At 69.7% G+C, this 23,734-nt stretch carries 14 protein-coding genes; all 14 read left to right on the top strand.

The genetic code is table 11. From position 1 onward, the window contains the following. Window positions 1-9: 9 nt before the first annotated feature. Complete coding sequence (mutM, locus tag UG56_RS02865) at window positions 10-879, top strand: bifunctional DNA-formamidopyrimidine glycosylase/DNA-(apurinic or apyrimidinic site) lyase (protein WP_045548396.1); 870 nt, start codon at window positions 10-12, stop codon at window positions 877-879. Window positions 880-1,323: 444 nt separating this feature from the next. After that, window positions 1,324-2,499 (top strand): glycosyltransferase family 2 protein, encoded by a 1,176-nt coding sequence (locus UG56_RS02860; protein ID WP_084100388.1) that lies wholly within the window; start codon window positions 1,324-1,326, stop codon window positions 2,497-2,499. Window positions 2,500-2,584: 85 nt separating this feature from the next. Further along, the gene (locus tag UG56_RS02855) at window positions 2,585-3,379 is read left to right on the top strand and encodes a DUF6576 domain-containing protein (protein ID WP_045548397.1); all 795 of its coding nucleotides are present in this window, start codon (window positions 2,585-2,587) and stop codon (window positions 3,377-3,379) included. A 181-nt stretch (window positions 3,380-3,560) separates the two neighbouring features. Continuing rightward, a complete protein-coding gene (locus UG56_RS02850) occupies window positions 3,561-3,758 on the top strand; it encodes a hypothetical protein (RefSeq protein ID WP_045548398.1) in 198 nt (65 codons plus the stop codon). A 300-nt stretch (window positions 3,759-4,058) separates the two neighbouring features. Next, window positions 4,059-6,095, top strand: a complete 2,037-nt coding sequence (locus UG56_RS02845; RefSeq protein WP_045548399.1) for an acyltransferase family protein — start codon at window positions 4,059-4,061, stop codon at window positions 6,093-6,095. A gap of 7 nt (window positions 6,096-6,102) precedes the next feature. Further along, window positions 6,103-7,953, top strand: a complete 1,851-nt coding sequence (locus tag UG56_RS02840) for a glycosyltransferase (protein WP_084100385.1) — start codon at window positions 6,103-6,105, stop codon at window positions 7,951-7,953. A 67-nt stretch (window positions 7,954-8,020) separates the two neighbouring features. After that, complete coding sequence (locus UG56_RS02835) at window positions 8,021-9,682, top strand: glycosyltransferase family 2 protein (RefSeq protein WP_177191411.1); 1,662 nt, start codon at window positions 8,021-8,023, stop codon at window positions 9,680-9,682. Between the two features lie 5 nt (window positions 9,683-9,687). Continuing rightward, on the top strand, window positions 9,688-11,175 hold the full coding sequence (locus tag UG56_RS02830; RefSeq protein WP_143054884.1) for a glycosyltransferase family 61 protein: 1,488 nt from the start codon (window positions 9,688-9,690) through the stop codon (window positions 11,173-11,175). Between the two features lie 198 nt (window positions 11,176-11,373). Then, window positions 11,374-14,913, top strand: a complete 3,540-nt coding sequence (gene smc / locus UG56_RS02825) for a chromosome segregation protein SMC (protein ID WP_071326844.1) — start codon at window positions 11,374-11,376, stop codon at window positions 14,911-14,913. Window positions 14,914-15,124: 211 nt separating this feature from the next. Next, entirely contained in the window at window positions 15,125-16,210 is a 1,086-nt protein-coding gene (locus UG56_RS02820) for a glycosyltransferase (protein ID WP_084100379.1), read from the top strand. After that, window positions 16,210-17,928, top strand: a complete 1,719-nt coding sequence (locus UG56_RS02815) for a glycosyltransferase family 2 protein (RefSeq protein ID WP_045551394.1) — start codon at window positions 16,210-16,212, stop codon at window positions 17,926-17,928. The genes UG56_RS02820 and UG56_RS02815 overlap by 1 nt, the downstream gene beginning before the upstream one ends. After that, a complete protein-coding gene (locus UG56_RS02810) occupies window positions 17,925-19,994 on the top strand; it encodes an acyltransferase family protein (protein ID WP_045551395.1) in 2,070 nt (689 codons plus the stop codon). Before UG56_RS02815 ends, UG56_RS02810 begins: the two co-directional genes overlap by 4 nt. An 18-nt stretch (window positions 19,995-20,012) precedes the next feature. Then, on the top strand, window positions 20,013-20,465 hold the full coding sequence (locus tag UG56_RS02805; RefSeq protein WP_045551396.1) for an acyl-CoA thioesterase: 453 nt from the start codon (window positions 20,013-20,015) through the stop codon (window positions 20,463-20,465). Window positions 20,466-20,583: 118 nt separating this feature from the next. Then, the gene (locus UG56_RS02800; RefSeq protein WP_143054883.1) at window positions 20,584-23,721 is read left to right on the top strand and encodes a glycosyltransferase; all 3,138 of its coding nucleotides are present in this window, start codon (window positions 20,584-20,586) and stop codon (window positions 23,719-23,721) included. Window positions 23,722-23,734: the final 13 nt, after the last annotated feature.

The raw sequence follows: 23,734 nt of genomic DNA, 5'->3' as shown, positions 1-23,734 counted from the left end.
GGTCCGTCGTTGCCTGAGCTCCCCGAGGTCGAGGTCGTACGCGCCGGCCTCGAGCGCCACGTACTCGGCGCGAGGATCCTCGCCGTCGACGTCCTGCACCCGCGCCCCGTGCGCCGCCACCTCGCCGGTGCCTCGGCCTTCGCCGACGAGCTGAAGGGCCGGGTGCTCACCGGCGCCCGGCGCCGCGGCAAGTACCTGTGGCTGCCGCTCGACTCGGGCGATGCCCTGATGGCCCACCTGGGCATGAGCGGCCAGATGCTCGTCCAGCCGCCCGAGTCACCCGACGAGCGCCACCTGCGCGTCCGCATCCGTCTCGAGGGCGCCGCCGAGGGCCGGGAGCTCCGCTTCGTCGACCAGCGCATGTTCGGCGGCCTCTCGATCAGCCCCGGGGGAGCCGAGCTCCCGCCCGAGATCGCCCACATCGCCCCCGACCCGCTCGAGGCCGCCTACGACCCCGAGGCGGTCGTCCGCCGGGTCCGCCGCTCTGCCAGCGGCATCAAGCGCATCCTGCTCAACCAGACCGTGATCAGCGGCGTCGGCAACATCTACGCCGACGAGGCGCTGTGGCGCGCGAAGCTGCACGGCGAACGGCCGGGGGAGCGGCTGACCGCCCCGAAGGTGCGCGAGCTGCTCGGCCACGTACGCGACGTGATGACCGAGGCGCTCGCCCAGGGCGGCACCTCCTTCGACGCCCTCTACGTCAACGTGAACGGCGAGTCCGGCTACTTCGAGCGGTCGCTGGCGGCGTACGGACGTGAGGGTGAGCCGTGCGACCGGTGCGGGACGCCCATGCGCCGCATCGCCTTCATGAACCGCTCCTCCTACTTCTGTCCGAAGTGTCAGCCCGCCCCTCGCGTACGGAGAATCACGGCCGGATAGTCCGTTCGGGCTATTGCTCACGGCCCCTTCGGCCTCCGCAGATGTTGCGGGCGCATGTCAGTTCTGCGTTTCCTCATCGTTCGTTAAGGATTCAGGATTCGTCTGGGTTAAGGTTCGGGTCGTTCTTCCTGGGGGCAGGGATCTGTATCGGCCGCAGGGCGGACGACACACCGCTGCGTTCGGGCGGGCGGTCAAGCCGGGTGGCGACGTGGTCACCCGGATCTCGGGGATGAAAAACCAAGGCCCTCCTCCACCGGCACCGGCGTGAACCACACTCCCAGCCACCGGGGCGGTCAAAGCTCGACAAGGACAACAGGTGGCTCCCCACAAGCTCGCCGTATCCGATCAAGCGCCCACAAAGCGCCCGCAGGATCAGGGCCTCATGCACCTCCGCGGAGACAGCGACACCTTCGGCATGGGACCGGCCGGAAAGGACCTTCGACGGTGACAGGTGCCAGCTGGGTGCGAGGGCTGCTCCGCATCAGGCCGACGCTCAGCGTGGTCGTGCCGGTCTACAACGTCGCCGAGTACGTCGAGAAGAGCCTGCGCAGCGTTCTCGACCAGCCACGGAGCGAGATCTCGAGGCTCGAGGTGATCGTCGTCGATGACGGCTCGACCGACGGGTCGGCGCAGATCCTGCAGCGGATCGCCGCCGAGGAAGCCTGTGTCACCGTCATCACCCAGCCGAACTCGGGGGTGTCGAGGGCCCGGCACACCGGGATCGATGCGGCGACCGGTGAGCTGCTGACGTTCGTCGATCCCGACGACATCCTTCCGCCGGACGCGTGGTCCGCGATGATCCGGTCGCTGCGGCGTACCGGCTCGGACTTCGCGGTCGGGGCCGCGGAGCGGGTCAGCGTCGAGGGCGGGGTGGAGCGGAGGTTCATGACGCCGCTGATGCGTCGCAACCATGCGGAGGAGCGGCTCCGGTCCCGGATCGAGGACGCGCCGCTGATGCTCGCCGACATCTTCGTGTGGAACAAGATCTTCCGACGGTCCTTCTGGACGAAGAACGCCATCGCCTTTCCCGAACGCACGCGCTACCAGGACCAGGTCGCGCTGACGCAGGTGTTCCTCGCCGCCGACTCCTTCGATGTCCTGACCGAGATCGTCTACGACTGGCAGGTTCGCGCCGACAGGTCCTCGGCGACTCAGAAGCGTGCGCAGATCGCCAACCTCGCCGAGCGGATCGACACCAAGCGCCAGACCCTCGAGCTGGTCCGTGCGGCCGGGTCGGCGAGGCTCATCGAGACGCTGCTCGCCGAGATCCTGCCGATCGACATGTGGGAGCACTTCCGTGCGGCGGTCCACCCCGAGACCGAGGAGCCGCGCCGCTACTGGGAGCTGCTGCGCGGCGCGGTCCTGGAGTTCTGGTCCGAGGCCGGCGTGCCGTTCGAGTCCACGACCGTTCCGCCTGCTCAGCGGCTGATGGGGTGGCTGGTCGCGCAAGACCGGGCCGAGGACCTCGCCGCGCTGGTCGGGATGATCGACCGGTACGGCGCGGGCCGGGCGTTCCGGCAGCATCCGTGGCGCGAGGATCCGGCATTGCCCGCCGAACTGCGTGCGATCGAGAAAGTCGGTGGGAGTGCCCTGCTGACGCGGCAACCAATGCGTGGATAGGCTCGGCCCCGTGCGAGAACGTTTCCGGTTGACCCCAGGCGGCCGTTACCCCCACGAGCCTTGGTTCCACATCGGCTCCTTGGGGGTGACCACGACATGGCTCGTGGTCTTCGCGAGCATCGTCGGGCTGGTGCTCTTCGCCATCCTCGGTGGCGCCGGCGTGGCCGGGCTGGCCCTGGTCCAGCCCAACGTCGCCGAGCTCAAGCTGTGGACGCTGCTGACATGGCCGTTCGCCTATCCGCAGTTCGGCATCTTCGACGTACTCGCGATCTTCTTCTTCTGGTACTTCGGCTCCGACCTCGAGCGCAACGAGCTCGGCCGGGTCCGGTTCGCCTGGCTGCTGGTGGCGTTCACCGCGGTGCTCTCGGTCCTGGCCGTCTTCTTCGGTGCGGTGCTCGACCCCTCCTACGCCCTCTTCGGCCTGGGCATGCTCGAGATGATGGTGGTGCTGCTGTGGATCGCGCAGTGGCCCGACCGGATGTTCATGTTCAACATCCCGGCCTGGCTCTTCGGTGTGATCCTGGTCGGCATCCAGCTGATCCAGTACCTGGGCTACCGCAGCTGGGTGATGCTGCTCGTCTTCGTCGTCGGACTGGCCGTCAACGCGTTCGTCGCGCGCCAGTTCGGGCTGCTCGACCGGTTCGCCTGGATCCCGCAGGTGGCCGGCTCCGGCCCGAAGGCACCCAAGCCGGCCAAGGCCAAGAAGCGCAGGTCGGGCCCGACCGTGGTCACCGGACCCTGGGAGTCCTCCACGGTCTCCAAGGACGAGCAGCGGATGGACGAGCTCCTCGAGAAGATCCACGCCGAGGGCGCCGACTCGCTGACCAGCAAGGAGAAGAAGGAGCTCATGCAGCTGCGTGAGCGCCGCCGCCGCAACTGACCCGAAGTTGAGTGCGATGCACTCAGGTTTTGTCGGAAATGCGGCGGAATCCGCCGGATCGCACGGTCGGAGGTCCCGGCTTTGGACGCGCGACGTTGACGCTCGCCGATTACGGTGTCACTCTTGTAGACGGCCCGGTATCGCGGGAACTTCTAGTGATTCCAACGAAGGAAACGTATTCATGGCGAAGGCGCTGATCGGTTACATGAGCAGCGACCTGCGGACTCCCGCCCACCTCACGGCCGAGAATGCTCGGCTTCGTGCGCGTGTGCGTGAGCTCGAGGATCTCGTTCTGTCGCTGAAGACTGAGAACGACGCACTGGTCGCGGCCCACACCGCGGACCTCGACACCTCGATGCAGGAGATGCAGCCCGCCTGACCTGCGGGCAACTCTGCAACACCACGAGCGAGAGCTATTTCGACGCTGGCCTCGTTCAGGGGGAACCGACTCTGGTGACAGGGTCGGTTTCGACCTTTTCGAGCGGAGCACTCGCTGGTTGTGGAGCGTGCCCTCGAAATTGACCCTTCAGGTGGCGAGGAACAACCGACTTGGTTAAGATCGCGCGGTTCGCCGCCGACGGCGGGCATTCGCATCCTCCCCCACAGGAGCTCGTCCCTTGTACCCGTTGTGCCATGCCCTGGACTCGGCGTGCGCGCTGCTACCACCAGAAGCCGCACGATGAAGGGCGGTCCGGGCCCGCGAATCGACATCCAGGCGCTGCGGGCCCTCGCGGTGTCGCTCGTCGTCGTCTACCACTTCTGGCCGCACCGGCTCACCGGCGGCTACGTCGGCGTCGACGTCTTCTTCGTCATCTCGGGCTTCCTGATCACCTCGCACCTGCTGGACCACGCCCCGTCCTCGCTGCGCGACCTCGGTGAGTTTTGGGGGAGGCGGATCCGGCGGCTTCTCCCGGCCGGGCTGAGCGTGATCGCGGTGACGCTGACGGCCACGTGGTGGATCGCTCCGGCGACGCTGTGGGACGGTACGGCCCGGCAGGCGGTCGCCTCCGCCGTCTACGTGCAGAATTGGTTCCTCGCGAGGGAGGCAGTCGACTACCTCGCTGCCGACAACGCCGCCACGCCGGTGCAGCACTACTGGTCGCTCTCGGTCGAGGAGCAGTTCTACCTTCTTTGGCCCGTGCTCCTGCTCGCCGTCGGCGTGGTCGCCCGCCGCCGCGGGATCTCGGTCCGCCGCGTCGCAGGCGTGGCAGTGGCGCTCCTCGTGGCCGGCTCGCTGCTCTGCTCGGTCCTCATCACCGACGCCTCGGCCTACTTCGTGACCCAGACACGCGTCTGGGAGCTGGGCCTGGGCGGCCTGGTCGCGGTCGCCGCACCGCGCCTGAGTCTATTGCCGGCCGTCGTACGCCTGGCGCTCGTCTGGAGCGGGCTGGGGCTGGTGACGTACGCCTCGGTGGAGTTCGATCACGCCACCGTGTTTCCCGGCGCCGCTGCGCTGGTCCCGGTCGTCGGTGCCGCTCTGGTCATCGCCGCCGACGTGCGCCGCGGTCCCCTGTCTCCGCTGTGGCTGATGGCAAGGCGCCCCTTGCAGGTGCTCGGCGACCTCTCCTACTCGATTTATCTGTGGCACTGGCCGCTGGTCGTCCTGCTGCCCTATGCGCTGGACGGTCCGGTTCCAGGCGTGGTCAAGCTCCTCGGCCTGTGTGCTGTCGTGCTGGCCGCCTGGGCGACCAAGACCTATGTGGAAGACCCCTTGCGTGGGCGGCGTCCGCTCGGCCTTCCACTGCGCCGCAGCTTCGTGTTCGCACTGACCGGGGCGTTGGTCATCGGCAGCTGCGGGTTCGCGCTCCACCGCGAGTCCGAGGCGCAGGCCCGGCAGGTCGCTGCGCCCTCGCCCACCGAGGACCCCTGCTACGCGGCGGCAGCCCTGTCCCAGGGATCGTGCGACCCGCACGGCTCGGGGGACCTCTACCTGCCGCCGCTGGCTGCGGTCGACGACAAATCTCGCCTTTTCGAGAACGGATGCGTCCTGCAGATGGACGACACGTCCCGGCGCACCTGCACCTTCGGGAGCGACGCACCCGACGCGACCCCGGTCGCGTTGGTGGGCAACTCGCATGCCGCGATGTGGGCGCCGGCGCTGGAGCTCGTCGCCCGGGAGCACAACTGGCAGGTGACGGCCTATCTGATGTACGAGTGCTACACCGTCGACCGGCCGATTGAGTTGCCAGACCAGGCGGCGACGAAAGCGTGCGCCGACTGGAACACCCATGTCGTCGACCGGGTCGCCGGTGGTCGAGAACGGCTCGTGGTGGTGAGCAACCGCTATTACCGCACCATGGCTGCCGCCCATGGTGATCGGGGCGCGAGCCTCGAGCTGGCCCATAAGGCGTCCCGCCGGGTGCTGAAGCGTTGGGTGGCCGCCGACAAGAGGGTGCTGGTGATCGAGGACCCGCCCACGCCGCCCACGCCGAACACGCCGAACTGCGTCGCCGCCAACCCGCGTGATCTCGGCGCGTGCGATGGGAGCCTGAAGCAGACCGCCTCACCAGACCCGATGGCGGCCGTCGCCCGCACCTCGCCCCTGGACGGTGTCGAGGTGCTCGACACCACCACCGACTTCTGCCGTGACGGCAGGTGCTACGCGACGATCGGTGGGGTGGTGGCCTACTACGACCGCTCGCACGTGACCGCGACATACGTGAAGAGTCTGACGGGCCGCCTCGACGCGGCCACGACGGCAGCCCTAGGAAATTGAAGGACCCATGCCCACACATCCCGTGACAAGTGCACCAGCCGAGCCCCGTGCGGACGAGGTGCTGGCGAGCACCGAGGACGTACGGACCTTTCTCGCCCAACTGCCGCGGCCAGCCGGTCAGGTGTCCATCGTGGTTGCCGACGTGGACCTGGTCCGTGTCCTGACGCTCGCCGACCCGGAGGTGACCGCGCAACGGTTCGCGATGCGGATCGAACGGTGGGAGTCCCCGCACAGTCGGTGGAACGGCCGCCTCGGCTGGGCGCCTGGAGTGCTTCGCCACGAGGTGCGCTATCCGCGCAGCGGCGTCGGTGCCGCCGAGGTCGAGATCGTTCTGCGCGAGCCGATCTCGCTTGCCGCGATCGTTCGCGCCGTCTACCCGCTCTTCGCAGTCACGCGCGGGCAGCACGGCTACGGGCATGTCGAGCTCGGCACCGACGCGCTCGTGCCCGCCGGGCTCGGGCTGCTGCCCACGCCGGTGGCCCCGGGCATCCCTGAGCTGCCGGTCGACCACCTCAGCGGCGTCGGCCTGAGCCTGGCCGACTTCGGCCTGGTCAGCGACCGGTCGCGGCTGGCGGAGCTGACCGCAGTCAAGGATGACCCGTCCGACACGGTCTTCCGGCACCCACTGGCCGTCGATGCCATGACCGGACACCTGGTCGTCTCCGACCGCGGCATCGCGCCGTTGGTCGACCTCAACGTGCACAACCCGGTCGGCCGGTTCCAGGGTTGGTACGACCCCGACGGCTGGCTGACGGCGACCCTCGCCGGCGGGCAGCTGCGCCTCGAGCCGACTGCTACCTCGAGCTCCGCGGCGACGGGGTTCGCTCAGGCGCTGACCGAGCCGCTGCGCGCCGCCCACGTGCGCAGCCTGCGCCGGATCGAGTCGGTCGACCTGTCCGGGCTCGAGGTCGCCGACGCCGACGAGGAGCGCGCGGTCTACCGCCGACTGGCCGAACTGGCGGCCACCGGCGTCATCCTGCACTCGCTCCCCGCCGCGATGCGGCTCGCCGAGGACGTACTCGGCAAGGAGCTGGCTGCGATGCTGCGCCTGCCGCACCGACCGGGCAGCGGCCTGGTGCGCGAGCTGCGGTCGGTGCCCCAGCGACGCGAGGCGATGGAGCGCTTCGGCGGCTTCTTCGAGCTCGCCGGCCACACCCAGGAGCACGGGCACAGGCTGCTCCCCAAGGTCAGCGCCGTCCTCTCCACCATGCGGCCGGGCCGGGTAGCTGGGGTGATCGAGGCACTCGCCGCTCAGCGTTATCCGCACGTGGAGATCATCGTCGCGGTCCACGGTGCCGAGGGGCCGCTTCCGCCGCGGCTGGAGAAGGTCATCGCAGCGACCGGCGCGATCGTCACCCGCCACGAGAAGGCGAAGGCGTTCGGTTCCGTCCTGGCCGACGCGGCGCGGGCGGCGTCGGGGGACTTGATCGTGAAGATCGACGACGACGACATCTACGGCCCGCAGGTGATCGGCGACCTGGTACTCGCCTACCTCTACTCCGGTGCCGACATGGTCGGCAAGACGACCGAGTACCTCTATCTCGAGGCGCTCGACCACACCGTCCACCGCACCTTCGCGACCGAGGCGTACCACTACCAGCTCGCCGGCGGCGCGATGATGCTCTCCACCGGGATGCTCAACGAGATCGGTGGGTGGCGGCCGACGCCCAACTCGACCGACCGGTCGGTGCTGATCCGTGCTGGGAACGCGGGTGCGATCGGCTACCGCACCCACGGGCTCGGCTACATCTACATCCGTCACGCCGACGGACACACCTGGCGGCGTGACGACTCCAGCCTGGTCGCCGGCTCCTATGAACAGTGGCCACGCTTCATGCCCGAGATCGTCGAAGGTTGAGCGTTCACGCGCTCGACCGCCCGGAACTCCTAGCGAAACCCCCACAGAAGGCCCAGAGAAGGACTCCATGCCGAAGTCATTGACCCTCAATCCCGCGCTCAGCGACGTCGTCTTCAAGAACCAATGGCGCGACGTGTTCGACGGCACCGTCCCGGATGGCTGGGAGCCGACGCTGAAGGTCTCGGTGGTCACCGCCGCCTTCAACTCCAAGACCCTCGATCTCACCCTCGCCTCTCTCGCGGCGCAGGACTATCCCGAAGAGCTCCTCGAGGTCATCGTCATCGACGACGGCAGTGAGCCGGCGGTCGAGATAGGGAAGTACGCCCCGAAGAACACGCGACTGATCCGAGTTCACGAGGAACTCGGCGAGGGCTGGGGACGCTCCAACGCGCTGCGAATCGGCATCGAGGCCTCCGACGGCGACATCATCTACTGGGTCGACTCGGACATGATCCTCTTCTCCGACAACGTGCGTGAGCACGCGAAGTGGGCGCACTTCATCCCCGAGGCGGCGACCATCGGTCACAAGGGTTTCGTCGAGGAGTGGGACTTCACTCCCGAGCAGGTCTTCGAGGAGGTCAGATCCGGCGAGATCCGCAAGCACCACGACCTGGAGACCCTGCACCGGCACTGGTCGCTGGACATCTACGAGGAGACCGACGACCTCAACGCCAGCGGTGGTCGCAACTACTCCACGCACATGGGGGCGTGCGCGACGGTTACCCGCTCGGTCTACGAGCAGACCTTCGGACAGCGTCCAGAGCTGAAGCTCGGAGACGACACCGAGATCGCCTACCAGATCTGGCAGCGGGGCGCGGTCTTCATCCCGGTGCAGTCGGCCCAGACCTATCACCTGGGTCGTGCGACGGTGCAGGACAAGGGCCGCGAGGTCGCTCACTTCAACGACGTCCACTTCGCGCAGCGGATGCCGATCCCGCGCTACCGGCGTGCCGCGACGAACCGGCAGTGGGAGGTGCCGTTCGTCACGGCGGTGGTCAAGGTCGACGTCGACACCGCCGAGATGGCCCGGCGATGCGTCGACATGCTGCTCAACCAGACCGAGTCCGACCTGCAGGTGCTGCTTGTCGGTCCCTGGTCGACGCTGGAGACCGGGCGGCGTCGGGTGCTCGCCGACGCGGCAGTCGAGCTTCACCTGTTGCAGGAGTGGTACCGATGCGAGGGCCGCGTCACCATGGTCGAGGACGACGTCGACGACGTCTTCCCCTCGCCCTACCGCCTCGACGTACCCGTCACCCTCGGCCTCGGACCCAGCGCCCTGAACGAGATCATGCGGGACGTCTACGGCAACGACCTCGGCGTGGTGAACTACTTCCCGCCCGAGGGTGTCGAGCAGTCCGAGGTCCTCACGATCAGGCCGACCCACGCCTACAGCCGGGCGTTGCGATACGCGTCCGAGACGGTCAGCCCCATCGAGGCTCTAGACGCCGTGTGGGGGGTCGAGTGGCGCTCCAGCAAGGAGCTCGGTCTCATCGACCTTCGCACGGCCGAGCCGGTCAAGAAGATCACCCGGGGGGACAGTGATCTGGCCATGGCCGATCTGCGGGAACAGTTGGCGTTGGCTCGCCAGCGTATCGAGAACGTCAGGAACCGGGCACATGCCAACCGGAAGCGCGCCGAGATCGCCGAGGCGCGTGCCGAGGCACTGGGCATCAAGCGTCGCGTGCGCAACAAGGTCGGGCGGGTTGCGCGCGGTCTGCGGCGTTCGTGAACGGGATGACCGAGGAGCAGATCCAAGGGCTCGTCGAGGCCAGGGACGTCGGCCGGGCCGCAGCCGCGCTCGAGGAATGGCGCCAGCAGAGCGGGCGCAGTCCTGACGAGGGGCTGTTGATCGCCGTCGAGGCACTGCAGCACGGTGCCGGTCGTCTCGTTGCCGATCGTCTGGTGCGATCGGACGGAACCTTTGACGGAAGCAAGTTCAACGCTGTTGTCCGCTTCCTCAGCTTCTACGGCCTGCGGGATCTGGCGACCGGGGTGGTTGACGAGGTGGAGCAGCTCGGGTTGCTCGCCGCCGGCGACCAGAGGTTGGAGAGCGCCAAGAGCGTCATCGACGGCGTGCGTCGCCAATTCGAGGAGTTCGCCAAGCACGTCGACAGCGGGGCCTACGAGTTCGTCCGGCTCACCGAAGCGCGCGAGTTCGAGCGTCGTCCGATGCCAGATCGCCTTCCGCTCGACACCGAGGCAGACCTGGTCTGCTTCCAGACCGGGTCGAGGATCGCGGACCAGCCGTCCACTTTCGACCAAGACTTCGCCGACCTGCCGGCCGACCAGCGCGATGCCCTGCTGGCGGCAGGGTTCGACCGGGGACACACCGAGACCGACGTCGAGCGGATCTTCCTCGCCCGAGACGTGCGTCTCTGCATCAGCGACGAGGACGTCGCCACGGCCTTCACCGGACAGCGCCGTACCCGCGCGATCCGCGCCTCTCGGTACGCCAAGGCCAGCAGCCTCAACGTCGCGGCGCCCGTCACCGAGCAGATCCCCGCTGCGTACGTCTTGCCGTTCGCGCACAACTACGTGAACTACTATCACGCGATCGCTGAGACGGCGGCTGGCCTGCGTAGCGTTCACCGGGTGCCCAACCACGTCCCGATCGTCTACGTCGAGGACCGCTTCGGTGTCCTGCCCTTCGTCTTCGAGCGGCTCGGGCTCGACCCGTCCCGTCTGGTCGCGGCCAAGGATCTCGAGAGCACCCTCGTCGCCTGTGCCTACTGGCCGGACCCGCCGCCGTTCCTATGGGCGCGCTGGGTCTATGACTTCTTCGGCCGACTTGGGTCGGGCGACATCGACCGCCGCTACCGCCGCGTCTACCTCTCCCGGGCCCGGTCGGTACGCGCATTCGACAACGAGGCCGAGGTCGAGAGCGCCCTCGCCCGCCTCGGCTACCACATCGTCTACGCCGAAGACCTGGACGTCGACGAGCAGGCACATGTCTTCGGCGCCGCCGACGTCATCGTCGCCCCGCACGGAGCCGGCCTCACCAATCTGGTCTTCTCCCGACCGGGCACCCGGCTCGTGGAGCTCTTCCCCTCGACGTTCGTGAAACCCAACTTCTATCTCAGATCCAAGCACCTCGGGGTCGACTATCGGGCCATGGTCGTATCCGACAACACCGTCGATCTGGGCCTTCTCCTCCAGCTCGTCGGGCGTGTGGACCGGCCGTGGGCCCCGGCGTGGTTGGCTGCGTGGTCGGCGCGGCGCTGAAGGCGCGGCGTCACCTGTGACGGGTGACCGACGACAGGCACGAGCTCGACGTCCGTCGTTGAGCGCCCTCAGCGGGTTATCCTCGACCCGCTGAGGTTCCCCTGAGCAGCGACGATTAGATTTGCTGGCTCACCTCAGCCACGCTGATGTGTTGCGAACTGTGTACGACCACGTGGTCCTGAGCCGGGGGAGAAGTCGATGTACCTCAAGCGTCTGACGCTGAAGGGTTTCAAGTCGTTCGCCTCCGCCACGACCCTCGAGCTCGAACCGGGCATCACCTGCATCGTCGGCCCCAACGGCTCGGGCAAGTCCAACGTCGTCGACGCGCTCGCCTGGGTCATGGGTGAGCAGGGTGCCAAGAGCCTGCGTGGCGGCAAGATGGAGGACGTCATCTTCGCCGGCACGGCCGGGCGCGCCCCGCTGGGCCGGGCCGAGGTCTCGCTGACGATCGACAACACCGACGGCGCGCTGCCGATCGAGTACGCCGAGGTCACCATCTCGCGCACGATGTTCCGCAACGGCGGCTCGGAGTACGCGATCAACGGCAGTCCGTGCCGGCTGCTCGACGTCCAGGACCTGCTCTCGGACTCCGGCATCGGCCGCGAGATGCACGTCATCGTCGGCCAGGGCCAGCTCGACACCATCCTGCGCGCGACCCCCGAGGACCGCCGCGGCTTCATCGAGGAGGCCGCCGGTGTGCTCAAGCACCGCAAGCGCAAGGAGAAGGCGCTGCGCAAGCTCGACTCCACGCAGGTCAACCTGGACCGGCTCCAGGACCTGCTCGTCGAGATCCGCCGCCAGCTCAAGCCGCTCGGCCGCCAGGCGGAGGTCGCCCGGCAGGCGCAGACGGTGCAGATGGACGTACGCGACGCCAAGGCCCGCATCTACGCCGACGACCTGGTCACCGCCAAGACCGAGCTCGACAAGGAGCTCGCCGACGAGGGCGCGCTGCTGGCCCGGCGTGCCGAGGTCGAGGAGACCATCGCGGAGGGTCGCGAGCAGGAGGCCGTGCTCGAGGCCGCGCTGCGCGAGGACCTGCCGGCCCTGGCGGCCGCGCAGGAGACCTGGTTCGCGCTGAACTCGCTGCGCGAGCGGCTGCGGGGCACCCAGTCGCTGGCCTCCGAGCGGGTGCGCAACGCGGCCGGCTCCGAGGACCTCGAGGTGCGTCAGGGACGCGACCCCGAAGAGCTCGAGGCCCAGGCCGAGATCGCGCGCGAGCAGGAGGAGACCGCCGACGCCGAGGTCGAGGAGCTCCGCTACTCCCTCGAGGAGGCGGTCGAGGCTCGCAAGGAGGCCGAGGACGCCGCGGCCGAGGAGGAGCGCCGGGTCAAGGGGCTCGAGCGTGCCGCCGCCGACCGTCGCGAGGGGCTGGCCCGGCTGGCCGGCCAGGTCAACGCGCTCAAGTCGCGGGCCGCTGCCGCCGACGATGAGGTCGGGCGGCTGACCGCCGCTCGCGAGGAGGCGCTGGCGCGCGCGGAGCGGGCCCAGCGAGACTTCACCGCCCTGGAGACCAAGGTCGCCGGGCTGGATGCGGGGGAGGAGGGCCTCGACGCCGAGCACGAGGCCGCTGCCGCCGCGCTGGAGGACATCGAGGAGCGGCTGGCCAAGCTCCAGGCCGAGGCGTCGCAGGCCGATCGGGACCGCTCGACGCTGGCTGCCCGCAAGGACGCGCTGGAGATGGGGCTGAACCGCAAGGACGGCGCCGGCGCACTGCTCGCCTCGTCGCTGCCGGGCGTCCTGGGGTCGGTCGCGTCGCTGCTCGCGGTCCGCTCCGGCTACGAGGCCGCGGTCGCCGCGGCGCTCGGGACCGCGTCGGACGCGGTCGTCGTCTCCTCCTCCGAGGAGGCCATCGGGGCGATCGAGCATCTCAAGACCGAGGACCTCGGCCGGGCCGGGCTGCTCCTGGGCGGTGCGCCCGAGGAGACCGGCGGCTGGCCCTCGTTGCCTGCTGGTGCGGCGTACGCCCTGGACGTGGTGGAGTGCCAGCCGGTGCTGCGGCCCGCGGTGGCGCGGCTGCTCGACAAGGTCGCGGTGGTCGAGGATCTTGCCGCCGCTCAGGCGCTCGTGGCCGCGGAACCCGGCCTCACCGCCGTGACGCGCGAGGGCGACCTGATCGGCGCCCACTTCGCCGCCGGCGGCTCCTCCAGCGTACCGAGCCTGATCGAGGTGCAGGCCGCGGTCGACGAGGCCGCCGCCCAGCTCGCCGAGGCCCACGCGGCCTCCGAGCGGGCCACCTTCGAGACCTCGCGGCTGGAGGCGGAGCGGCTGGCCGCGCAGAAGCGGGTCGACGTGGCGCTGGCCAAGCTGCACGAGTCCGACGCCACCCTGGCCGCCGTGGCCGAGGAGCTCGGCCAGTTCGGCGCGCAGTCGCGCGCCGCGCGTGGCGAGGCCGAGCGACTGCTCGCGGCCGTCGAGCAGGCCCAGGAGGCGCGCGAGAACGCCGTTGCCGGGCTCGCCGAGCTCGAGGAGCGCCTCGCGATGGCCGAGGAGGACCCCGAGGACGAGCCCGACGTCAGCACCCGCGACGAGCTGGCCCAGGCTGCTCGTGACGCACGGCAGCGCGAGATGGACGCGCGGTTGGCGCTGCGTACCTCCGAGGAGCGCGCCCGCGCGCTCGCCGGCCGTGCTGACGGGCTGCTCCGTGCCGCCCGGCAGGAGCGGGAGCAGCGCGCCAAGGCGGCAGCCCGTCGTGAGCAGATGCGTCGCGAGGGCGAGGCTGCCCGGGCGGTCGGGACCGCGGTGGCGTACGCGCTGGACCGGCTGGAGGTCTCGGTGCAGCAGGCCGCCAAGGCGCGCACCGAGATCGAGGAGTCCCGTGCCGGGCGCGAGCAGGCGCTGCGCGAGTGCCGCTCGCTGCTGCGCAACCTCGGCAAGGAGCTCGAGGAGCTGGTCAACTCCGTCCACCGCGACGAGATGGCCCGCGCCCAGCAGCGGATGCGGATCGAGCAGCTCGAGGAGCGGATCCTCGAGGAGCTCGGCCTCGACGCCGAGGCGATCGTGAAGGACTACGGCCCCGACCAGCTGGTCCCGCAGCACCCCGACGAGGACGGCAACGAGGTCGCGCCGATCCCCTATGTCCGCGCAGAGCAGGCCAAGCGGCTCAAGATCGCCGAGAAGAACCTGCGCGCGCTGGGCAAGGTCAACCCGCTCGCGCTGGAGGAGTTCGCCGCGATGGAGGAGCGCCACAAGTTCCTCACCGAGCAGCTCGAGGACCTCAAGCAGACCCGCAAGGACCTCCTCGACATCGTCAAGGAGGTCGACAACCGCGTCGAGCAGGTCTTCACCGAGGCCTGGGAGGACGTACGCGTCGCCTTCGACCATGTCTTCGCGCGGCTCTTCCCGGGCGGTGAGGGTCGTCTGGTCCTCACCGACCCCGAGAACATGCTGACCACCGGCATCGAGGTCGAGGCCCGGCCGCCGGGCAAGAAGGTCAAGCGGCTCTCCCTGCTCTCCGGTGGCGAGCGGTCGCTGGTCGCGGTCGCCTTCCTGGTCTCGCTCTTCAAGGCGCGGCCGAGCCCCTTCTACATCCTCGACGAGGTCGAGGCCGCGCTCGACGACACCAACCTCGGCCGGCTCCTGGAGATCTACGAGGAGCTGCGCGAGAACTCCCAGCTGATGGTGATCACCCACCAGAAGCGCACCATGGAGGTCGGCGACGCCCTCTACGGCGTGACGATGCGGGGCGACGGCGTCACGACCGTCATCTCGCAGCGGCTGCGCGACGCGCAGCCGGCCTGAGCAGGCCGAGGATCGGGCGCCGTCCGCGGGATGGTTGCTCCAACAATTGGTGAACAATTGGTGCACGACCGCGGGGATTTCGTCAGAGTGGTCATGGCGGCTTCTTTTACCTGACTACAATTTTCCGGTTACCGGCCAGCCGGGACATTCGGCGAGACCTGATCTCGACGCTCGGGGGATCGTCACGGTCAATGAATTCGAGGACCCCCACATGCCTTCGACGTTGCTGTCGTTTCCTCACTATGCGAGCAACCCGTATCTGACGATGCTCACCGTCGCCCCGCGAGCGGCGGGGTGGGACGTGATGGATGGCATCCGAACACTTCGCCGGCTGGAGATGAGGGCCGAGCATCTCGGCCAAGGAGACGTGCTCCACGTCCACTGGACCTCGCCGGTCACCAGCGGCTGCCAGGACGCCGACGAGGCGTGGGCCAAGGCTGCCCGGTTCGAGGACGTGCTCACCGGCGTACGCAGCCGCGGGGCCGACGTGATCTGGACGGTGCACAACTCGATCGCCCACGAGGCCGACCACATGGATGTCGAACTTGCGGTCGCCAAGACGCTGGCGAGGCACGCGACCCGGATCATTCGGATCAATCCGGCGACCATCGAGGAGACCGCGGCCTACTACACGCTCCCGCCCGAGAAGGTCGTCGACCTGCCGCACTCGTCCTACCTCGGCGTCTACCCCGACGGTGGTGACGATGTCGCTTCGCGCGAGCGTATCGGCGTGCCTCAGGGGGTTCCGACGGTAGGTTTCATCGGTCAGATTCGGGCCTACAAAGGGCTCGACGTGCTCTGCCGGGCGGTCGAGATCGCCGCACGGACGGTCCCCGACCTGACTTTCGTCGTAGCCGGCAAGGTCGTGCCGGCCGAGGACCACCAGACGGTCGAAGCCATGTTGTCCGCGTCCAACATCGTCAAGCGGCTGGAGTTCGTGGAGACTGCCGACTTCTCCGACTGGATGCGGGCCAGCGACGTGGTCGCACTGCCTTACCGCCGGATCCTCAACTCCGGCTCGCTGCTTGCCGCCGGCACGTTCGGTCGCACCGCTCTGATCCCCGAGGGCACCCCCATCGCACGACAGTTCGCGGAGCAGCCGTGGGTGGTGACCTACCCGCCCGAGCCCGACGAGCCGGCCGCCCTGGCGGCGGCGATCGTCGAGGCGCTCGAAGGCCGGGAGGAGCGGCGCCGTGCCGCCCACCTGTACACCCGCGCCTACACGCCCTATGACATGTCGCGCGATTATCTGCGGCTGCTGGAGAGCCTGGCCGACGCTGCGGAGCTGGCCGCCTGATGACGGAGCCCGAGCTGTCCGTCGTCGTGCCGACCCACGACCTGGGCCCCTGGGTAGGGGAGTTGCTCTCCTCGATCCTCGAGGATCAGTCGACCGACCAGGTGCCGCTGGATCTGGAGGTCATCCTCGTCGACGACGCATCCACGGACGACACCTTCGAGGTCGCTCAGGCCTACGCAGCCCGAGACCCTCGCCTGAAAGTGGTCCGCTCTCCCGGCACGGGCGGTGGACAGGCGCGCAACCACGGTGTGTCACTGGCACGTGGCGAGTTCCTCGCCTTCGCCGACGGCGACGACCTCGTGCCCCGCGGGGCGTACGCCGCGATGCTGCGCAAGACACGCGAGACCGGCTCGGACATGGTGATCGGCCGGTTTTTCAAGCTCTTCAGCGACCGCGTCTGGTGGCCGGTACGAGCGTGGCCCGCCTTCGACGAGGAGCGCACCCTGATGAGGTTGGCGGACGCGCCCTCTGCCTTGCGCAACCGTGCATGCTGGAACAGAGTTTTCCGGCGCAGCTTCTGGGACTCGGCGCAGATCTCGTTCCCCGACGCGAATCGCTCCAACGACATCGAGCCGATGGTGCACGCCTTGACCACCGCTCGCTTCGACATCGTCACCGAGACGGTCTACGTCTACCGCGACCGGCCGGGACCTGGATCTATGACGGCGAAGTCGCACTCGGCGGAGGGCCTCATCAGCTATCTGGAACAGGAACTGCGCTGTGCGCGCCGGATCATCGACGTGGGTGACCCGAAGGTGCGCGCGGAGTATGCGTCGTTGGTCTTCGCCGCCGACGGCTGGACGGCGATCGTCCGCGCCCTGCGAGGGATGCCGGTGACCGACGCGGCCGCGCTGGAGCCGGCGCGCCTGATGATCAGTGAGCTGGTCGGTCTCTTCGACGATGGTGTCATCGACGACCTGGACGATGTGAAGCGGTGGGGCTGGCGACTGGTCGAGGCGGGCAAGTGGGCGACCGTGGCCCGGCTGATCGGCGACGACGTCCGCTGGGGCGACCGAACCGCTGCCGACCTCCTCGAGTCGCTGCGTCTGGTCGCAGACAGCGGGGTGGTGCCGCTGCGTGCGCTCCACGGGCCGCTCGTCCATGTCATCACGACGATTGCGCCGAGCGACGAGACGCTGGTCGGCAACGACCTCGCCGACCTCGTGCTCAAGCATCGCGACCTCTTCACGGCGATCACCGACGCCGCCGCCGACCCGGGTTGGCGCCTGAACCGGATCATGGTGGCGCTCGAGGATGGTCCCGAACTGCTTCGCCAGGCGGTTGCGGGCGCGACCGACCCCGTGACAGCCACATCGCTCTCGCTCGTGGACGGCTGCGTCCATCTGCGGCTCGCCCACACGATGGTGGATGCCGAGTGGCTCCGGGTGGTCTTCGTGAGCGACAGCCGGCGCCGACACTTCGACTACGAGACGGCCGAGCTCGCCCCGGATGAGCTGGAGGTGGTGGTGTCGACCTCCACGCTCCCGGGCGGGCGCTGGCGGGTGCAGTTCGAGGGCCGCGACGCGCTGGGCGAGTTCGACGGTCCGGTGATCATCCGCGAGGACGTCATCGGCGAGCGGATCGGCGAGGGGGCGCAGATCGTCCAGCTCGACGGTCGCCCGTGCCACGGGATCGAGATCCCGCTGAGCTTCGGCGAGCGCGGCGTCCGCAAGGCCCGCCGGGTGGCACGCGGGATCGTCCGCCGGGTGCGCAGGTGACCGCTGTCGCGGTCGCGCCCGCCACGGACGGGCAGCCCGCGCAGACCGGGCAGCCGGTGCGGGACAAGCGGCTGGAGATCCAGGCCCTGCGTACGGCCGCGGTGCTGGGGGTTGTGCTCTTCCACCTCTGGCCGGGCGCGATCCGCGGCGGCTACGCGGGCGTCGACGTCTTCTTCGTCATCTCGGGCTTCCTGATCACCTCCCACCTGGTGCGCGAGGCCGCCAAGCCCGGCGGGGTGCGGCTGGGCACGTTCTGGGCCCGCCGGATCCGGCGGCTGCTCCCCGCGGCGCTGCTGGTGCTCGTGTGTAGTGCGGGGGCGACGTACGCCCTGGTGCCGGAGGCCCTGTGGCAGCAGTTCCTGCGGGAGACGGTCGCGGCCGCGTTCTACGTGGAGAACTGGCAGCTCTCCTGGGCGGCGGTCGACTATCTCGCCGCCGAGGACCCGCCATCGCCAGCGCAGCACTACTGGTCCCTCTCGGTCGAGGAGCAGTTCTACTTCGTCTGGCCGCTGCTGATCGTCGCGGTTGCGCTCCTGACCCGGCGACGGCGGAAGGTGCGGCTGACGGCAATCCGGGCGGTCTTCCTCGCCGTCTTCGTGGTCAGCTTCGTGGCCTCGGTCTACGTCACCATGACGGACGGCGCCGACTCCTACTTCGTCACCTACGCGCGCGCCTGGGAGTTCGCGGTCGGCGGTCTCATCGCTGTGCTGCCGCTCTCCCTCAAGCGCGTGCCCGGGCGCTGGGCGCCGTACGCAGCGGTGGCCGGCTGGCTCGGGGTGCTCGGCGCGCTGCTGCTCTTCGACGACTCGCTGCCGTTCCCGGGCTGGGTGGCGCTGCTGCCGGTCGTCGGCACCGCGCTGGTCATCTGGGCGGGCGCGCCCCGCGGCCTCGGGCTTCGGGTCGTCGGCCATCCGGTCGTGCAGTGGATCGGGACGGTCTCCTACTCGCTCTATCTGTGGCACTGGCCGCTCGCGGTCGTGCTCCCCGACACCGGCCCCGTGCTCGGCACGTGGCTCCGCGAGCCGCTGATCCTCCTGGTCACCATCGGCCTCGCGGCCCTGACCTACCGGTACGTGGAGACGCCGTTCCGCACCGGACCGATCCTGGGGACCACCCCGCGGGCCTTCCTCTTCGGGGTGCTCGGAGCGGCCCTGGTCGTCGCCGCCGCGATCCCTGGGATCCTGCATGGACGCCACCTGGTCGAGGAGAGTCGCGGCCAGGCTGAGGCGCTCGCATCGGCAGACACCGAGTGCTTCGGCGCCGCCGCCCTGATGGAGGGGTGCCGGAACCCGGAGCTCGACGGCGTACTTCTCCCTGCGCCGATCGCCCGCAAGGATGACACCGGCCGGGCCTACCGGTGCTATCTCCCCGAGATCGAGACGTATGCCGTCGACGCCCGCCCCGAGGTCTGCCACCTCGGCTCCGACGACCCGGATGCGCTCCGGGTCGCGTTGGTCGGTGACTCCCACGGCGCTTCGCTGATCCCCGGCCTGACCCGGGTCGCCGAGAGCTCAGGATGGTCGGTCGACACGTTGGTCGCCAACGGCGGAGGGCTGCTCCCGGCCACCGCGGGTGACCCGCGTCGCGCCTACCGCGAGGCGCTGATCGAGCAGCTCGAACAGCAGGCGTACGACGTCGTGCTGGTCACCCAACGCCGCAATCCGAACCTCGCGGCCGGCGAGCCGGACCCGGCCGCCGACCAGCTCGCCCAGGCCTGGAAGCCGATCCTCGAGCGGGGCACGAAGATCGTCGCGCTCGCCGACAACCCGTACCTCACCCCCGAGGCGGCGACCTGCCTTGACGAGATCGAGACGCTCGCGGACGCCACCGCGTGCGAGATGACCCGCCAGGAGGCGTACGCCACCTCTGACCCGCTCGCCGAGGCGGTCCGCCTGGCCGGGCCGGGCGCTTCCCTGGTGGACCTCTCTGCGGCCTACTGCGTCGAGGACCGGTGTCCCCTGGTGGTCGGCCACGTACAGGCCTATCGCGACCGGAGCCACATCACCGCGACCTTCTCGATGACGCTGGCGCCCTATCTGGTCCGTGCGGTCGAGGAGGAGCTCTAGGATCTAAGATCGGGCGCGATGAGCACTCCTGACCGCAAGGCCCCGACCCGCGCCGACTACGTCCACTGGCGCACGATCACCACCCGCTGGCGCGACGACGACGCCTACGGTCACCTCAACAACGCGACCTACTACGAGTACTTCGACACCGCGGTCAACGCCTACCTGTTCGAGGCGACCGGCGTGAACGTGCGGAAGCTGCCGAAGATCGGGATCGTCGCCGAGACCTCGTGCCGCTACCTGCGCGAGATCGGGTTCCCCGAGCCGGTCGAGGCCGGGCTGGTCGTCGACAAGGTCGGGAGCTCGTCGGTCATCTACCGGATCGGGCTCTTCCAGGGACCGGGCGACGAGGCCGCCGCCGAGGGCCGGTTCGTGCACGTCTACGTCGACAACACCGATCCGTCGCGTCCGGTGACGCCGATGCCCGACGAGATCCGGGAGGCGGTCATGCCGCTGTGGCGGCAGAATTGACCTTGACAGTTCGGTGAACGTGCGTGGCGCTGTTCACCGCCATTCGGCACTGTGACAGTCTGACCCACTGCCGAAGCACGATCTGGAGCGTCTTGGGGGACCTTTAGTGGACGAAGAGTTGAAGCGCATCGCACGTGGCGGCCTGCGCAGAGGGCGAGACCTGGCCCGCAAGGTCTACAACGACTCGCCTCTCTACAGCAGGGCCGACGACGTGCGGCTGCTCGTCGACTGCCCGCTGTTCGACCACGAGTGGTATGCGGAGCAGGTCGGCCAGCGCCTCGACCGCAAGCGCGCCGCCCGGCACTATCTCGAGCAGGACCGCACCAAGCCGCTGGCCCAGCCCAGCCCGCTGTTCGACCCCGAGTTCTTCGTCGCGAAGCTGACCCCGCGACTGCGCAAGCAGATGGGGGACCAGGACCCGTTCCTCTACTGGCTGCGCGCCGAGCTGTGGCTGCAGCCGACCCACCCGCTCTTCGACACCGACGGCTACACCGAGCGACGCAGGACCGAGAACTTCTACGGTGGCGCGATCGGCCACTACGTCGACCGGGGCGCTCGCAACGGGCGGCGGGCCAACGACTGGATGGAGCAGGTCGACGGCAAGTTCCCCGACCTGCGCGACTGGATCCGCGACCGGCGCGCGGAGTGGCGGGCCCGGCAGGGTGGCCCGCAGACCTGGCGGTCGACGATCGAGCCCGTTCGCGGCGTTCCGTCCGGTCGTGAGCCCGTCGGCACCGTCAGCGTGATCGTCGACCTCGGCGCCTCCGACGAGCACGCCCGGGCGACGCTGGACAGCGTCGCCGCGCAGACCGGCGTCCGCACCGAGATCATCCTCGTCGACCGCGGCCTGACCCCATCGGTCACCGAGTCGATCGCCGACGTCGTCCCCGACGGGCTGGTCGTGATCGGCGACCCGGACCGTGTCGAGCCCGGCGTAGCCGCGGCGTTCGCGCAGGTCAGCGGCGACTTCGTCGCCTACGTGGCCGGGGGAGAGGTCTGGCGGCCCGGGCGTCTCGCGCGGCTGGTCTCGGTGGCCGAGGCGGGCCGGAGCCCGCTGGTCGCGGACGTGCTGGAGCGGCCGTGGCAGCCCGAGCAGCGGTTCGCTGTCGACGTACCTCCGGCCTCGCCGGGTCCCGACGTCCCGGGTCCGCTGATGCGGACGCTGGTCTCGCGTCTGCTGATCGCCAGGTCGCTGCTGGCGGAGGTCGGCGGGCCGCGCGCCGACATCGGCGTCGGCTGGGCCTATGACCTCGCGCTGCGGCTGACCTCGAGGGCGGAGGTCGTGGTCGTTCCCGAGGTCGGCGTCGAGCGGCGCCAGGGGATCAACCCGCGCCGCCCGCGCCAGGACCGGCTCCCGCTGGACCCCAACGACCTGGAGTCGTGGGAGGACGTCGTACGCAACCGGGCCTTCGTCGACTGGGCAGCGCTCGCCGCGCGCACCCCTGACCCGGACGTCGTCTCGGTGATCATCCCGACCTACGACGACTCGCTGCTGACCGTGGGCGCCGTCGAGGCCGTGATGGAGCACGGTGCGGGGTCGAAGCGGCTCGAGGTGGTGGTCTGGGACAACGGCTCCTCGGCCGGCGTCTCGGCGGTGCTCGACTCGCTGCCGCTGCGGTTCCCCGAGGTCACGGTGGTGCACAGCACCGTCAACCACAACTTCGCGCTCGGCAACAACCTCGCCGTGCCGTACGTCACCGGCGAGACCGTCGTCTTCCTCAACAACGACACCACGGCGCTGGCGGGCTGGCTCTCGCCTCTGGTCGAGGCGCTCGAGGACCCCGAGGTGCTCGCGGTGCAGCCGCTGCTGCTCTACCCGAGCGGGTCGGTGCAGTCGGCCGGGGTCGTCTTCCCGCCCTACGGCGGGCTGCCCTACAACATGCTCGCCGAGTACCCGCTCGAGGATGCCGCCGGGCTCGAGGGCCACCGGTTCTCGGCGCTGACCGGCGCGGCGCTGGTGATGCGCTACCGCGACGTCGTCGCGCTCCAGGGGTTCGACCCGATCTTCACCAACGGCATGGAGGACGTCGACCTGTGCCACCGGCTCACGGAGCTGCGGCCGGGGTCCTTCCGGGTCGTGACCTCCTCGCAGGTCGTCCACCACGAGTCCAAGTCGAAGGGCCGTTTCGCGCGCGCCCCGCGCAACCGGCTGATCTACCTCGACCGCTGGGTCGGGCGCACCGAGCCGCGCGACGACGTGGCCGCCTGGGCGGCCTGCGGCTACCAGGTCGTCGGCCGGGCGACGGCCGGCGAGCCGACCGGCCCGGCGAAGACGTACGCCGCCACCCGGCCGATCCTCGCGCCGCTGCCGCGCACCTCCGTCATCGAGGGCGTCCCGCAGCTGCGCTGGTCGATCAAGATCTCCGCGCCCGGGGCACCGGAGGGCGAGCGGTGGGGCGACACCCACTTCGCCCGCGCGCTGGCGCGCTCGCTGGGCAGGCTCGGCCAGTCCGCGGTCGTCGACCACCACTACGAGTGGGAGCGGCCGAGCTCCCTCGACGACGACGTCGTGGTCACCCTGCGCGGCCTCTCGCGCTACTTCCCCGCACCCGACGGCCGGATCAACATCGGCTGGGTGATCTCCCACCCCGACACGGTCACTCGCGCCGAGGCGGCCGGCTTCGACCGGCTGCTCGCGGCCGGGCCGGCCTGGGCCGAGCGGATGTCGGCCCGCTGGGGGATCCGCATCGACCCGCTCCTGCAGGCCACCGACCCCGAGCTGTTCAACCCCGACCGGGCGCTGCCCGACTCCGGTCACCCGGTGCTCTTCGTCGGCACCTCGCGCGACGTCGAGCGCCCGATCATCCACGACGCCGTCGCGGCCGGCCTGCCGCTGTCGGTCTACGGCCACGGCTGGGAGCCCTACATCCCGCGCCACTACGTCAAGGCCCAGCACATGTCCAACACCCAGCTCGGCGCCGAATACCGCGCCGCCGGGGTCGTGCTCAACGACCACTGGGCCGACATGCGCGACTACGGCTTCATCTCGAACCGGCTCTTCGACGCCGTCGCCTCCGGTGCCCGGGTCATCTCCGACGACGTCGTCGGGCTTCGCGACGTCTTCGGCGACACCGTGCAGGTCTACCAGACCCCCGACGACCTGGTGAAGTGGTCCTCGATGCCCGACCCCTCGGTCGTCTTCGGCACCGACGAGCACATCCGCGCCGAGGCCGCCCGCATCCACCGCGACCACGGCTTCGACGCCCGCGCCCGCACCCTCCTCGACATCGCCCTCGAGGAACGCGCCAAGCGATAGCCGAGACGTCACG

Source organism: Nocardioides luteus, from assembly GCF_000960475.2.
Classification (GTDB): Bacteria; Actinomycetota; Actinomycetes; order Propionibacteriales; family Nocardioidaceae; genus Nocardioides; species Nocardioides luteus_A.
This window is presented reverse-complemented; position numbering and strand designations above follow the sequence as displayed.

Bases quoted from the DNA above. Each gene is read 5' to 3' on its own strand.
- UG56_RS02850 (WP_045548398.1), top strand. From the start codon at position 3,561: ATGGCGAAGGCGCTGATCGGTTACATGAGCAGCGACCTGCGGACTCCC.
- UG56_RS02845 (WP_045548399.1), top strand. From the start codon at position 4,059: ATGAAGGGCGGTCCGGGCCCGCGAATCGACATCCAGGCGCTGCGGGCC.
- UG56_RS02840 (WP_084100385.1), top strand. From the start codon at position 6,103: ATGCCCACACATCCCGTGACAAGTGCACCAGCCGAGCCCCGTGCGGAC.
- UG56_RS02835 (WP_177191411.1), top strand. From the start codon at position 8,021: ATGCCGAAGTCATTGACCCTCAATCCCGCGCTCAGCGACGTCGTCTTC.
- UG56_RS02830 (WP_143054884.1), top strand. From the start codon at position 9,688: ATGACCGAGGAGCAGATCCAAGGGCTCGTCGAGGCCAGGGACGTCGGC.
- smc (WP_071326844.1), top strand. From the start codon at position 11,374: ATGTACCTCAAGCGTCTGACGCTGAAGGGTTTCAAGTCGTTCGCCTCC.
- UG56_RS02820 (WP_084100379.1), top strand. From the start codon at position 15,125: ATGCCTTCGACGTTGCTGTCGTTTCCTCACTATGCGAGCAACCCGTAT.
- UG56_RS02815 (WP_045551394.1), top strand. From the start codon at position 16,210: ATGACGGAGCCCGAGCTGTCCGTCGTCGTGCCGACCCACGACCTGGGC.
- UG56_RS02805 (WP_045551396.1), top strand. From the start codon at position 20,013: ATGAGCACTCCTGACCGCAAGGCCCCGACCCGCGCCGACTACGTCCAC.